Source organism: Aeromicrobium panaciterrae (assembly GCF_039537165.1).
Lineage (GTDB): Bacteria > Actinomycetota > Actinomycetes > Propionibacteriales > Nocardioidaceae > Aeromicrobium > Aeromicrobium panaciterrae.
In genome coordinates this window covers 1223451-1236405 of the sequence record NZ_BAAAZZ010000002.1, presented here as the reverse complement: position 1 = coordinate 1236405, position 12955 = coordinate 1223451, and the positions used below count along the sequence as shown (strand labels likewise).

Below are 12955 nucleotides of genomic sequence, written 5' to 3'. Positions count from 1 at the left end.
ACCTATGTATGACGGCGTGATCCAGGACCTGATCGATGAGCTCGGACGACTTCCCGGCATCGGTCCCAAGAGCGCGCAACGCATCGCGTTCTTCCTGCTCGACAGCGACCCCGAGGACGTGCGCCGCTTCGCCTCGACGCTGACCGAGGTCAAGACCAAGGTCCATTTCTGCTCGATCTGCGGCAACGTCACGGTCGACACCGAGTGCCGCATCTGCGCCGACCCGCGCCGCGACCTGAGCGTGCTGTGCGTCGTCGAGGAGTCCAAGGACGTCGTCGCGATCGAACGCACCCGCGAGTTCCGCGGCCGCTACCACGTGCTGGGCGGTGCGATCTCGCCGATCGCCGGGATCGGGCCCGACCAGCTGCGCATCAAGGAGCTGCTTCAGCGCCTGCAGGACGGCGTCGTCACCGAGGTCATCATCGCCACCGACCCCAACCTCGAGGGCGAGGCGACGGCGACCTATCTCATCCGCATGCTGTCGACGTACGGTCTCCGCGTCAGCAAGCTCGCCAGCGGGCTGCCGGTCGGCGGCGACCTCGAGTACGCCGACGAGCTCACGCTGGGCCGCGCGTTCGAGGGCCGGACGACCATCGGCGTACCTGTGACGAACGTCTGACGTCCGGGTCCAGCCTGTTGCCTGCGCGCTTGGTGCGGGACCACACTCGGCAGATGAAACCTGCCCCCGACTTCAGTGCGCTCAAGGCCGTCTTCATCAACGCGACGCTCAAGAAGTCGCCTGAGATCAGCAACACCGAGGCGCTGGTCGACAAGAGCGCCGACATCATGACCGGCCACGGCGTCGGCGTGACCAAGATCCGCGCGATCGACCACCAGATCGCCACCGGCGTCTATCCCGACATGACCGAGCACGGCTGGGACGTCGACGAGTGGCCGGGCATCCTCGAGCAGGTCATGGCCGCCGAGATCCTCGTGCTGGCCGGCCCGATCTGGCTCGGCGACAACTCCAGCATCATGAAGCAGGTCATCGAGCGGCTCTACTCCGCATCGAGCATCCTCAACGACGACGGCCAGTATGCGTTCTACGGCCGGGTCGGAGGCTGCATCATCACCGGCAACGAGGACGGCATCAAGCACTGCGCCATGAACGTGCTCTACAGCCTGCAGCACGTCGGGTTCACGATCCCGCCGCAGGCCGACGCCGGCTGGATCGGTGAGGCGGGACCCGGCCCGTCCTACCTCGATCAGGGCTCGGGCGGTCCCGAGAACGACTTCACCAACCGCAACACGACATTCATGAGCTACAACCTGCTGCACGCGGCAAAGCAGCTCAAGGACGCGGGCGGCATACCGGCGTACGGCAACCAGCGCACCGTGTGGGACGCCGGCGTCCACTCGTACGTGAAGGACTCCGGGTCGCCCAATCCCGAGTACCGCTAGTCGCGGCGCAGCCTGGCGAACCAGATCGGGGTGTCCCGGTCGACGCGCGGTCTCTTGAGCAGGTCGAGCGACTCGAGCCGTACGTCGTCGTCGGCGAACGTCTCCATCTCCTCACGGTTGAGCAGCCAGGGCGGTCCGATGGCAGGGTCCTGGTCGCCGCGTTCGACCTGGATGACCAGGGCAGTCCCTCCGGGCGCCAGCAGACGTCGTATGCCCGCCGTCGCCTCGGCGCGCACCGCCGGTGGCATGGCCTGCACCGTGAACACCTCGATCACCAGGTCGAAGGCGCCGATCAGGTCGCCTGCGAGGTCGAGGAGATTGCCCTCGCGGTAGTCGACGGGTGACTGCGGATAGCGGGCGCGCACCAGTCGCACGGCCGCCGGTGCGACGTCGAACGCAGACGTACGCCAGCCGGCCCGGGCGGCTGCCTCGGCATCAGCACCCAGCGCCGCACCGACCACGACGGCCCGACGGCCATCGCCCGGCCCGAGCTCGGCCAACACCTCGGCGATGACGGGGAACGGCTCGGTGCGATCCCACGGGGCGTCGATCTCGTCCTGCTCGGCTGAGGACCACAGCCGCTCGAGCCAGCGCGTCGGTTCGGCTGCCGTGGTCTCGCGTCCCAGTCGATAGGCGGCGACGCCCCAGTTGCGATCGTTCGAGGTCATGTCCGCATCGTGCCTCGCCGATGGCAGGAGGTCACCGTCTCATGGCTGGAATCCCCGTCCTCCCCGCAGGGGTGAACCGGTAGACTGGGCGGGCGCAGCGTCGCGCAATCCGTACATCACCACCCAGGCAGGAACGGGCTCGTGGGCATTGTCGTCCAGAAGTACGGCGGCTCCTCGGTTGCCGACGCAACCAGCATCAAGAGAGTCGCCCAGCGCATCGTCGCGACCAAGAAGGCCGGTCACGACGTGGTGGTCGTCGTGTCCGCGATGGGCGACACCACCGACGAGCTGATCGACCTCGCCAACCAGGTCACCCCGCTCCCGCCGGGCCGTGAGCTCGACATGCTCCTCACTGCGGGTGAGCGCATCAGCATGGCGGTCCTCGCAATGGCGATCGGCAGCCTGGGCCAGGAGGCCCGTTCGTTCACCGGCTCACAGGCCGGCGTCATCACGGATGCCGAGCACGGCCGCGCCAAGATCATCGACGTCACCCCCGGCCGCATCGAGGCGGCACTCGCCGAGGGCGCCATCGCGATCGTCGCCGGTTTCCAGGGCGTCTCGCAGACCACCAAGGACATCACCACGCTGGGTCGTGGCGGCTCCGACACCACCGCCGTCGCACTCGCCGCGGCGCTCAAGGCCGACGTCTGCGAGATCTACACCGACGTCGACGGCATCTTCACCGCTGACCCGCGCATCGTGCCCAATGCACATCAGATCCCGCGCATCTCGTACGAGGAGATGCTCGAGATGGCGGCCAGCGGCGCCAAGATCCTCCACCTGCGGTGCGTCGAGTACGCCCGCCGCAACGACATGCCGATCCACGTACGGTCGTCGTTCTCCGACAAGACCGGCACCTGGGTCGTCAAGGCCGAGGACGTCATCCAAGAGGGGTCCACCATGGAACAAGCCATCATCTCCGGAGTTGCGCACGATCGCAGCGAGTCCAAGATCACGGTCGTCGGCGTTCCCGACAAGGTCGGCGAGGCCGCCGCGATCCTGCGCGCGTTGGCCGATGCGCAGATCAACATCGACATGATCGTGCAGAACGTCTCCGCCGCGACCACGTCGCTCACCGACATCTCGTTCACGCTCCCGCGCGCTGACGGTCAGACAGCGATGACCGCGCTCGCCCGGCTCAAGGACGACGTCGGCTTCGAGCGTCTGCAGTACGACGACAGCGTCGGCAAGGTCTCGATCGTCGGTGCCGGCATGCGCTCCTCGCCGGGCATCACCGCGACGTTCTTCCAGGCCCTCGCCGACGCCGGCGTCAACATCGAGATGATCTCGACCTCCGAGATCCGCATCTCGGTCGTGGTCTCCGACAGCCAGGTCGACGCGGCCGTCAACGCCGCGCACGAGGCATTCAACCTCGGCACCGACGAGGTCGAGGCCGTGGTCTACGGAGGTACCGGACGATGACCAGCATCGGAATCGTCGGCGCCACAGGGCAGGTCGGCGTCGCCATGCGCAGCATCCTCGAGGAGCGCGACTTCCCCGCCGACGAGGTGCGCTTCTTCGCGTCCTCGCGCTCGGCCGGCAAGACGCTGCCCTGGAAGAGTGGCGAGATCGTCATCGAGGATGCCGAGCTCGCTGATCCGTCCGGACTCGACATCGCCCTGTTCTCGGCGGGTGCGACGTTGTCGCGCACTCAGGCTCCTCGCTTCGCCGCCGCCGGCGTCACGGTCATCGACAACTCGTCGGCGTTCCGCAAGGACCCCGAGATCCCGCTGGTCGTCAGCGAGGTCAACCCGCAGGACATCGAGCTCGCGACCGGTCCCGGTGGCCGCGGCATCATCGCCAACCCCAACTGCACGACCATGGCCGCGATGCCGGTCCTCAAGCCGCTGCACGACGAGGCGACCCTCGTACGCCTGATCGTCAGCAGCTACCAGGCTGTCTCCGGCTCTGGAATCGCCGGCGTCCAGGAGCTGCACGGCCAGGCGCTCGCGGTGGTCGACAAGGCCAACGAGCTCGCGTACGACGGATCGGCCGTCACGTTCCCCGCGCCCCACAAGTACGTCGCGCCGATCGCGTTCAACGTGCTGCCGATGGCCGGGACGATCGTCGACGACGGATCGTTCGAGACCGACGAGGAACAGAAGCTCCGCAACGAGAGCCGCAAGATCCTCGGCATCCCCGACCTCCGGGTCGCCGGCACGTGCGTACGCGTTCCGGTGTTCACGGGTCACTCGTTGTCGATCAACGCCGAGTTCGCCTCCGACCTGACGGTGGCGCGTGCCACCGAGCTCCTCGCGTCGGCACCGGGCGTTCAGCTGGTTGACGTACCCACTCCGTTGCAGGCAGCAGGTGCGGATCCGAGCCTCGTGGGTCGTATCCGCCAGGACCAGAGCATCGACGGCAACCGCGGTCTCGTGCTGTTCGTCAGCGGCGACAACCTCCGCAAGGGAGCAGCCCTCAACACGGTGCAAATTGCCGAATTGTTGATTCCCTGAGGACGGAGCCGTCCCCGATCAACCAATTCGGTCTGACCCAGTCGTCCGCCAGGGAGCGGAGCGAGCGTGAGCGAAGCGAGGCGGGGTGACGTCACCGCCCGGCGTCGGCTAGAACCTGGTCGTGTAGGCCGTGGGGACTTCCAGCTTCTTGTGCTCCGTCGAGGAGATCACGCAGATGATCGGCAGCGTCGTTCCGGTCGTGGGGATGCCGGAGAAGAACCTGAACCCCATACCGATCCTGCCCGCGAGGTGGCCGCCGGTCTGGTTGTAGGGCTCGACGCACGCATCGGCGAGCTTGGTGAAGTCGGCGTCCTTGACGTCCTCGAGGTTGGCGCCCTTGAGGTAGTCCTTGCCGTAGACCGCCTTCATGTCGATGATCCACATGAGCTCTTGGTCGTGCGGGCCGTCGCACGGCACGGCCTTGTCGGCGGTGTTGTCCCAGCAGGAGCGAAGGCCGGCCGGAAGCTTGCGGGAGAGGTACGACGACATCGCCGGGTTGGTGGTGTTGGACCGGATCGGGGTGACCTTGGAGACAACATCGTCCTCGGTCTCCGGCGCGAACCGGAAGGAGCAGATCGCCTGCGCTGTCCCCTTGAGCCAGAGCTTCGGCGGGCTGAGGTTGTACCACTGGGACACCGGACCGGGCGGCAGCTTGAGCCCGACCTCGGTCGCGGACTTCTTCACGACGGTCGCCTGGCCGAGACCGGTCGCCTCCCTGAACGGGCCGTCACACAGCGAGTAGACCTCGGTGCGCAGTCGCTTGCGGAGCTCGGTGTCCTCGCCACTGATCGTGGCCAGCTCGGTGCGGCGGGCCAGCTTCTCGGTGTCGGTGGTGCCGCTGAGCATGTCGGCGGGGATGTCGACGACCGCGACGATCTCGTACGAGTGGAGTTCGCTGCACTGCACGACCGACGTCATGTCCGGTGCAAGGTCGTCGCCGTCGGGGACCTCCGTGCCGATGCACTGTCCGGATCGCGGTTCAACCAGCTTCGCGGGTTCGTCACCCTTGGTGTCGTGGGGACCGCCACTGTCACTGCCACCGCACGCGGCAAGGAACGCCAGCAGCGCGGCCGCTGCGGTGAGCCTGACTCGTGGCATCTCGTCCCCTGATCGATGTTGAGGTGACGATACCGTCGCGCTCTGGTGCTGACCGTCTGGTGACCTAGTCGGTCGCGTCGGGAGTGTTTTCGGCGATCTGCAGCAGCCAGTGCGCGATGACGTATGCGAGCGCTGCGACGCCGGGCACGATGAGCAGGGCCCACACGGTGTCGGCGAGGCCCAGGAACAGCCCGAGCATCGCGACGATCGTGAGCACGACGCCGAGGAAGCTCATCAGGCGCGCCTGTGCGAGACCGAATCCCGACAGCAGCAGCTCGCCCAGGACGAAGGCAATGAACGCCACGACGACGAAGGTCAGCGAGCCCCAGCGGCCGCCGCCGGCCGACACGCCGCGCAGCTCGTTGAACAGCGCCTTGGAGGCGAGGCCGAGACCGACCGACACGAGGCCGACGAACATGCCGGTGAAGATCGCGGCGGGCAGCGGCTCCCAGTGGGGGATTCGCCAGGTGCGCACCCGGTAGAACCCGTCACTGACGGCTTCGCCGAATCGTTGTGCGGTGGAACGTACGGCACCGACAGCGCCGGATGCGGCTTTCGAACCACGCGAGGTGACAGCCTTCTGGGCACCCTTGACCTTGCCGGCGACGTTGATCCTGGGCCGGGCGGACTTGGCCGGCTTGACGGGTGCCGCTGCCTTGGCCTTGGGCCGGGACGTCGTGGTGACGGGTCGTCCGTAGCGGAGCTGTGGCTCGGCACCGGACGTGGGGGCGGTGGCGGCCTTCTTGACGACGCGCTTGACGACCTTCTTTGCAGGCGGGGTCTGCTTGTCGTCGGCCATGTCCGAATTCTTTCACAGCGGTGGTCGTTGGCCAGGTGCGGAGAGTTGCGATCCGATTGCAATCGGATCGCTCAGGACGCGAAAGAGGGCAGCCGAGAACGTGTGAGAGGGCGGCTCATCGAAATGAGCCGCCCTCTACTCGTGCGTCGGGGTGACAGGATTTGAACCTGCGGCCTCGTCGTCCCGAACGACGCGCGCTACCAAGCTGCGCCACACCCCGGCCATCCCTCAACGGGACCCGGGAGAGTCTATCTCAGTCAGGGTGAGCAGAGTCGCCTCGGGGCGGCAGGCAAAACGTACGGGCGTGAACGGCGAGGTGCCGAGCCCGGCCGACACGTGCAGCCACGACGGATCATGCCCCACGACCTGGTGCGTGTGGAGGCCCTTCGCGCGCTTGCGATCGAGATCGCAGTTGGTGACGAGCGCGCCGAAGAACGGCAGGCAGAGCTGCCCGCCGTGGGTGTGGCCCGCCATGATCAGCGGGTATCCGAGCGAGTTCCAGCGGTCGAGCACCCGCAGGTACGGGGCGTGGGCGACGCCGATCGCCAGGTCGGCGGACGTATCGGCGGGTTCGTCGTCGAGCTGGTCGTAACCGAGGTGAGGGTCGTCGACCCCGACGAAGGACAGACGGTGACCGGCGACCTCGAGCGAGGCGTGCCGGTTGGTGAGATCGGTCCAACCTCGCTGGGTGAACGCCGCGCGCAGCTCCTCGAAGGGGAGGTCCTTCGTGCGTCGCAGGTGCTTCTCCGACGCGCCCGTCGTCGGGAGGAGGTAGCGCGCAGGGTTCTTGAGCTTGGGCGAGAAGTAGTCGTTGGACCCGAACACGAACGCGCCCGGCAGGTCGAGCAGGTCGCCGTACGCGGCGAGCACCGACGGCACGGCATCGAGGTGCGCGAGGTTGTCGCCGGTGTTGATCACGAGGTCCGGCTCGAGACTCGCCAGGCTGCGCAGCCACTGCTGCTTCTTGTGCTGGCCGGGAGTCATGTGCGTGTCCGAGAGGTGCAGCACGCGCAGCGGGGCCGAACCCTTCGGGAGCACCGGTACCGTCACCTCACGGAGCGTGAACGCCCGCACCTCGTACGCGGTGGCGTACGTCAGGCCGGCGGCAGCGGTCGCGAGCGGTACGACAACGGAGAGCATGATGACCAGCCTCGCACAACGGGGTGGGAGACTTGTCCCATGTCAGCGCTCAAGGACCAGCTCCACACCGACCTCGTCACCGCGATGAAGGCCCGCGACGCCCTGCGTACGTCGACCCTGCGCATGGCCCTCGCCGCCATCACCAACGCCGAGGTCGCCGGCAAGGAGGCCAAGGAGCTCACCGACGAGGACGTCATCACGGTCCTCGGGTCCGAGGCCAAGAAGCGCCGCGAGGCTGCCGAGGCGTTCGCCGCCGGCGACCGGCAGGAGCTCGCTGACAAGGAGCAGGCCGAAGCCGAGATCCTGGCGACCTACCTGCCGGAGCAGCTCACGGCCGACGAGATCAAGGCCATCGTGACGGCGGCTGTCGAGACTGCAGGTGCTGCTGGCGAAGGCATGAAGGCCATGGGCAAGGTCATGGGCATCGTGTCGCCGCAGGTCAAGGGCAAGGCCGATGGCGGCGCTGTCGCCGCCGAGGTGAAGGCGCAGCTCGGAGCTTCCTAGGCCATGGCCTAGGGGTGCGTGGGCGTGGGCGGGATCGGCTCTTCGACCTCCTTTTTCTTCTTGTCGGCCTTGGGCGCGGCGGGCTGGCCCTTGGGCGGCCGGTCGAAGTTCGACGGTGACAGGTAGTCCTGGATGATGCCCATCGCCTTCTTCCACATCGGTCCGGCCAGCGAGGATCCGCCGACGCTGTGGAAGTTGAGCAGACGGCCGTTGATCGTGACACCCGACAGTGACTTCGGCCTGCCGTCCTTGTTGATGCCGGCGATCATCGCGGCGGTCGCGAGCTCGGGCGTGTAGCCGGAGTACCACACGGCCTTGTTGTCCTGCGTCGTTCCGGTCTTGGCGGCCGACGGTATGCGGAGCGCCGTGCCGTTGGCGTAGCCGAACCCGCCGGGCTGCTGGACTCCCCGGAGGATGTCGTTGATCTGCGCGGCCTCGTCCTTGGTGAGCACCCGCTCGCACTGCGGCTTGTATTCCTTGATGACCTTGTCGTTGAGGTCGACGATCGAGGCGACCGGGGTCGGCTTGCAGTACTTGCCGCCCGAGGCCGGGGTGGCGTACGCGGCGGCCATGTCGAGCGGGCTGACATCGGTCACGCCGAGGGTGAACGGACCGACCTGGTTGGTGATCGGGGCGGGCTTGCCCTTCGAGTCCTTGTGGTCGGGGTCGAACGGCACGACGATGCCCATCGACTCGGCGGCCTTGACCGTGTTGCAGAGCCCGGCGTCCCGCTCGAGCTGGGCGAAGTAGGTGTTGACCGACTTTCGGGTGCCGGTGTACATGTTCATGTTGCCGTTGCCGGTCGAGTTCTTGACCTTCCAGGCCGCGGTCCCGCCACCCTCGCAGTCGAAGTAGGTGCCCGCGGGCATCGTCATCTGACCCGGTGACTTGTAGACCTTGCCGACGTCGATGCCCTGCTTGAGGGCCGCCGCGACGGTGAAGAGCTTGAACGTCGATCCCGCCGGGAAGCCGTTGGACCCGGTGTACTTGCGCGGCACCGAGTAGTTGATGAACGACTGGCCCTTCTTCTTGTCATTGCCCATGGGGCGAGACTGGGCGACGGCGCGTACCTTGCCGGTGCCCGGCTCGACCATCGCCATGCTGGCGATCGCCTGGTCGGTCGAGTCGACGGTCGACTTCACGGCGTCGTTGGCGGCCTTCTGCATGCGCAGGTCGATGTTGGTCTTGATCGTGAGCCCGCCGCGGCGCAGGCGCTGCTCGCGCTCGGAGGGGGTCGCCCCCAGTGCCGGCTCGTCCATGAGGAATCGCTGGATGTAGTCACACGAGAAGGCAGCCATCGAGCTGACGCAGCCGTTGGGGTATTTCGTGATCTTGAGGTTGAGCGGGCTGGCCGAGTCGGCCTTGACCTGCTTCGCGGACAGCACGCCCTGCCGCTGCATGACGGCGAGCACCGTGTTGCGACGCTGGAGCGCACGTTCGGGGAACACGCGGGCATTGAACTCGTCGGGATTCTTGACCAGCCCCGCGAGCGTCGCCGCCTGGGCCGGCGTGAGCTTGCTGGGGCTCTGTGAGAAGTAGTGATAGGCCGCAGCCTGGATGCCGTAGGCGCCGTCACCGAAGTAGGCGATGTTGAGGTAGCGCTCGAGGATCTCCTTCTTGGAGTGCTCGCGCTCGTACTGGATCGCCAGCTTGAGCTCACGGGCCTTGCGCGCGAGAGAGCTCTCGGTCGCCGCGATGCGCTCCTTCTTGGTGGTCGCCTGCGACAACAGGGTCAGCTTGACCAGCTGCTGGGTGATCGACGAGCCGCCCTGTGTCTGGCCGTCGGAGGCGTTGTTGACCGCAGCGCGGATCGTGCCCTTGAGGTCGAGGGCGCCGTGCTCGTAGAAGCGTTCGTCTTCGATCGACAGGATCGCGTCCTGCATCACGGTGGCGATCTGGTCGAGGGGTACGTCCTGGCGGTTCTCGTCGTAGAAGTAGGCCATGAGCTCGCCGTTGGAGGCGAGTAGGCGGGTCGTCTGCGGGTTGGGCCGGTCCTCGAGCTTCAGCGGGAGGTTGACCACGTCCGTGGTGACATTGCTGCCGGTCACGGCGACGAAGGTGGTGGCCGGGATGAGGATCGCAGCGACAGCCACACCACCCAGGGCGGACAGCCGAGCCATCGACCCCAGTGCACCTACCGTGGTCTGAGGTCGCTTCTCGGTTTGCACGAACCTGCGCAGTGACGCGGTGAAGTCGTCCCAACCCATGTGAGTCAGGGTACGTGATCGTGGAAAGGGTGGCCTTCCATGTAGTCCTTGATGACTAGTGAAGATGGTCCAGAACGGTCTGACATCGCCGATGGCACGTTCCTAGTGTGAACCCACGGACTCACTTCGGTCGTCAAGGCCGGTCTCTCGGGGAGGTTCACATGCAGTGGAACGAAAATTGGGCGGCTCAGGCCGCTTGCCGCGGAAAGTCGGACGCGCTGTACGTCAAGGGCGCCGAGCAGAATCGCGCAAAGCAGCTGTGCGGCACCTGTCACGTACGTGCGGAGTGCCTGGCCGAAGCGCTGGACAACCGCATCGAGTGGGGTGTCTGGGGAGGTATGACCGAGCGTGAGCGTCGTGCGCTGCTGCGTCGTCGTCCCAACGTCACCGCATGGCGCAACATCCTCCAGGTCGCCAGCTAGTCCTTCTTGGCGAGCAGATCGCCGATCTCGCGCAGGCCGTCGAGGTCGTGAACGTCTCCGGCGAGCGCTGCGACCGACACCGTCGGCACACCTGTGTGCGCCGCGGCGAATCGTGACTTCAGCCTGGACTCGCGGGCTGACACCTTGAGGCGTGCGGCGTGGATCGCGAGCAGGTCTGCCGTGAGCTTGTCGGTGGCGCTGCCGACCTCGAGCCGCTTGCCGGCAGACTCGGCATCGGCTTCGGTGATGCCCTCGGCTCCTTCGTCGTGCACGCGGTTGATGACGAGTCCGGCGAGCGGCATGTTCTCGCCGGCCAGGCGTTCCACGAAGTACGACGCCTCGCGCATCGCCGCCGGCTCGGGCGAAGCGACGACGACGAACGCGGTCTCCTCGGCCTGGAGCAGCGCGTACGTCCCCTCGGCGCGCTGCCTGAACCCGCCGAACAGCGTGTCGAACGCCGCCACGAAGGTCTGCATGTCGGTGAGCACCTGAGCGCCCAGCACCTTGTTGAGCGCGCTCGTGACGATGCCGAACCCGGCGGTGAGAAGCTTCGCCGGGCCCTTGGCCGGCGCCAGCAGCAGCTTGATGAAGCGCCCGTCGAGCATCGAGGAGAGGCGCTCGGGTGCGTCGAGGAAGTCGAGCGCCGACCGCGACGGCGGGGTGTCGACGATGATCAGGTCCCAGCGCCGATCCTGGTCGACCGCTTGACCATGCAGCTGGCCCAATTTCTCCATCGCCATGTACTCCTGCGTGCCGGCGAACGAGCTCGACAGTGCGACGTAGAACGGGTTGCTCAGGATCTGCGCGGCCTTTTCCGGCGACGCCTGCTGCTCGACGACCTCGTCGAACGTGCGCTTCATGTCGAGCATCATGGCGTCGAGCGATCCCGGTCCCGCGCCGACGCCCGCGACGGGTCGTGGCGTGTTGTCGAGCTCGGTGAGTCCCATCGACTGGGCCAGGCGACGAGCCGGGTCGATCGTCAGTACGCACACCTTGCGGCCCTGCTCGGCCGCGCGGAGCCCGAGCGCGGCGGCGGTCGTGGTCTTGCCGACACCGCCGGAACCGCAGCAGACGATGATCTCGGTCGTACGGTCGGCGAGCAGCGCGTCGACGTCGAGCGTGCCCGCGGCAGCGCCGGACATGCCCCGAGGTGTCGCCTTGACCTTGCGTGGCGGCGGTGCAGGCTTCGGGGTCATACGACACCGTCGTTCTTGAGCTTGTCGGCGAGCTCGAACAGCGCTCCCAGGTCGATGCCCTCGGTCAGGGCCGGCAGCTCGACAAGCGGGCGCCCGCAGTCGACCAGGATCTCGCGCTGGCTCTCCTGGAGGTCCTGTCGCTTGATGTCGGCCACCCCGCCGGACATCAGGTCGTAGGCGGCCTTGGGGTCCAGTCCGGCGGACTCCAGCGAGGCGCCGACGGCCTCGACCGTCACGGTGCGCGACAGGAGGGCGGTGCGGGTGTCGGCGCTGACCAGCGGCGGGCGGACGAGGTTGAGGATCACGTGGCCGATCGGCAGCTTTTGCGACGTCAGCTCGGCGATGCCGTCGATCGTCTCCTGTACGGGCATCTCCTCGAGCACCGTGACGAGGTGCACCCGGGTGTCGGGAGAGCGCATCATCTCCATGATCGAGTCGGCCTGGCGGCGTATCGGTCCGACCTTCGCGAGTCCGGCGACCTCGGTGTTGACGTTGAGGAACCGGGTGATGCGCCCCGTCGGTGGTGCGTCCATGACGATCGCGTCGTACGTGAAGTCGCGCCCCTCGCGACGCCGTGCCGCCTCGTAGACCTTGCCGGTCAGCAGCACGTCGCGTACGCCCGGGGCGATCGTCGTGGCGAAGTCGATGATGCCGAACCGGTCGAGGGCCTTGCCGGCCCGGCCCAGCCGGTAGTACATCGCGAGGTATTCCAGCAGCGCCGACTCGGGATCGATCGCGAGCGCGTAGACCGCGCCGCCGCCCAGCCCGACCGCGATCTTGCGTTCCTCGTAGGGCAGCGGCGGCACGTCGAAGAGCTGGGCGATGCCCTGGCGGCCCTCCACCTCGCACAGCAGGACCTTCTTGCCCTCGCCCGCAAGCGCCATCGCCAAGGCCGCGGCAACGGTCGTCTTGCCGGTGCCGCCCTTGCCGGTGACGACGTGGAGCTGAGTCGAGAGGGCCACCCGTCGAGCCTACCGATCGGCGGGGATGTCGCGACTCGTTCAGTGGTTTCCCTACTACCTTGGGCGCGCGGCGTACGACAGCGTGGGAATCCCCGCCCTCTA

At 67.3% G+C, this 12955-nt stretch carries 13 protein-coding genes and 1 tRNA gene; 6 read left to right on the top strand and 8 right to left on the bottom strand.

Features of this window, described 5'->3' with window-relative positions:
* Positions 1-4: 4 nt before the first annotated feature.
* Positions 5-619, top strand: a complete 615-nt coding sequence (gene recR / locus ABD683_RS06835; protein ID WP_344768483.1) for a recombination mediator RecR — start codon at positions 5-7, stop codon at positions 617-619.
* A 53-nt stretch (positions 620-672) separates the two neighbouring features.
* Complete coding sequence (locus ABD683_RS06830; RefSeq protein ID WP_344768481.1) at positions 673-1401, top strand: flavodoxin family protein; 729 nt, start codon at positions 673-675, stop codon at positions 1399-1401.
* On the opposite strand, the gene ABD683_RS06825 is transcribed toward ABD683_RS06830, so the two are convergent.
* Positions 1398-2069, bottom strand: coding sequence for a class I SAM-dependent methyltransferase (locus ABD683_RS06825; RefSeq protein WP_344768479.1), 672 nt, complete (start codon positions 2067-2069; stop codon positions 1398-1400). The two genes, ABD683_RS06830 and ABD683_RS06825, sit on opposite strands and share 4 nt — an antisense overlap.
* A 141-nt stretch (positions 2070-2210) precedes the next feature.
* On the opposite strand from ABD683_RS06825, the gene ABD683_RS06820 reads away from it, so the two are divergent.
* Together ABD683_RS06820 and ABD683_RS06815 are read left to right on the top strand one after the other, a co-directional pair.
* Entirely contained in the window at positions 2211-3491 is a 1281-nt protein-coding gene (locus ABD683_RS06820; protein ID WP_344768477.1) for an aspartate kinase, read from the top strand.
* Entirely contained in the window at positions 3488-4525 is a 1038-nt protein-coding gene (locus tag ABD683_RS06815; RefSeq protein ID WP_344768475.1) for an aspartate-semialdehyde dehydrogenase, read from the top strand. The genes ABD683_RS06820 and ABD683_RS06815 overlap by 4 nt, the downstream gene beginning before the upstream one ends.
* Positions 4526-4633: 108 nt before the next feature.
* On the opposite strand, the gene ABD683_RS06810 is transcribed toward ABD683_RS06815, so the two are convergent.
* From ABD683_RS06810 to ABD683_RS06795, 4 genes are all read right to left on the bottom strand, one after another.
* Complete coding sequence (locus ABD683_RS06810) at positions 4634-5623, bottom strand: hypothetical protein (RefSeq protein WP_344768473.1); 990 nt, start codon at positions 5621-5623, stop codon at positions 4634-4636.
* A 64-nt stretch (positions 5624-5687) separates the two neighbouring features.
* On the bottom strand, positions 5688-6422 hold the full coding sequence (locus ABD683_RS06805) for a hypothetical protein (protein ID WP_344768471.1): 735 nt from the start codon (positions 6420-6422) through the stop codon (positions 5688-5690).
* Between the two features lie 146 nt (positions 6423-6568).
* Positions 6569-6642 (bottom strand) — tRNA-Pro (locus ABD683_RS06800).
* Positions 6643-6650: 8 nt separating this feature from the next.
* On the bottom strand, positions 6651-7562 hold the full coding sequence (locus ABD683_RS06795; protein ID WP_344768470.1) for a metallophosphoesterase: 912 nt from the start codon (positions 7560-7562) through the stop codon (positions 6651-6653).
* Positions 7563-7601: 39 nt separating this feature from the next.
* On the opposite strand from ABD683_RS06795, the gene ABD683_RS06790 reads away from it, so the two are divergent.
* Positions 7602-8066: a GatB/YqeY domain-containing protein gene (locus ABD683_RS06790; RefSeq protein ID WP_344768468.1), complete on the top strand. Its 465-nt coding sequence runs from the start codon at positions 7602-7604 to the stop codon at positions 8064-8066.
* Positions 8067-8074: 8 nt separating this feature from the next.
* Here ABD683_RS06790 and ABD683_RS06785 read toward each other — a convergent pair whose 3' ends face one another.
* Positions 8075-10273, bottom strand: coding sequence for a transglycosylase domain-containing protein (locus tag ABD683_RS06785; protein ID WP_344768466.1), 2199 nt, complete (start codon positions 10271-10273; stop codon positions 8075-8077).
* Positions 10274-10434: 161 nt separating this feature from the next.
* Here ABD683_RS06785 and ABD683_RS06780 point away from each other — a divergent pair, with 161 nt between their 5' ends.
* A complete protein-coding gene (locus ABD683_RS06780) occupies positions 10435-10695 on the top strand; it encodes a WhiB family transcriptional regulator (protein WP_344768463.1) in 261 nt (86 codons plus the stop codon).
* Here ABD683_RS06780 and bagB read toward each other — a convergent pair.
* Both bagB and bagA read right to left on the bottom strand, forming a co-directional pair.
* Positions 10692-11837, bottom strand: a complete 1146-nt coding sequence (gene bagB / locus ABD683_RS06775; protein ID WP_344771573.1) for an ArsA family ATPase — start codon at positions 11835-11837, stop codon at positions 10692-10694. The two genes, ABD683_RS06780 and bagB, sit on opposite strands and share 4 nt — an antisense overlap.
* Before the next feature lie 50 nt (positions 11838-11887).
* Positions 11888-12853, bottom strand: a complete 966-nt coding sequence (gene bagA / locus ABD683_RS06770; RefSeq protein ID WP_344768460.1) for an ATPase BagA — start codon at positions 12851-12853, stop codon at positions 11888-11890.
* Positions 12854-12955: the final 102 nt, after the last annotated feature.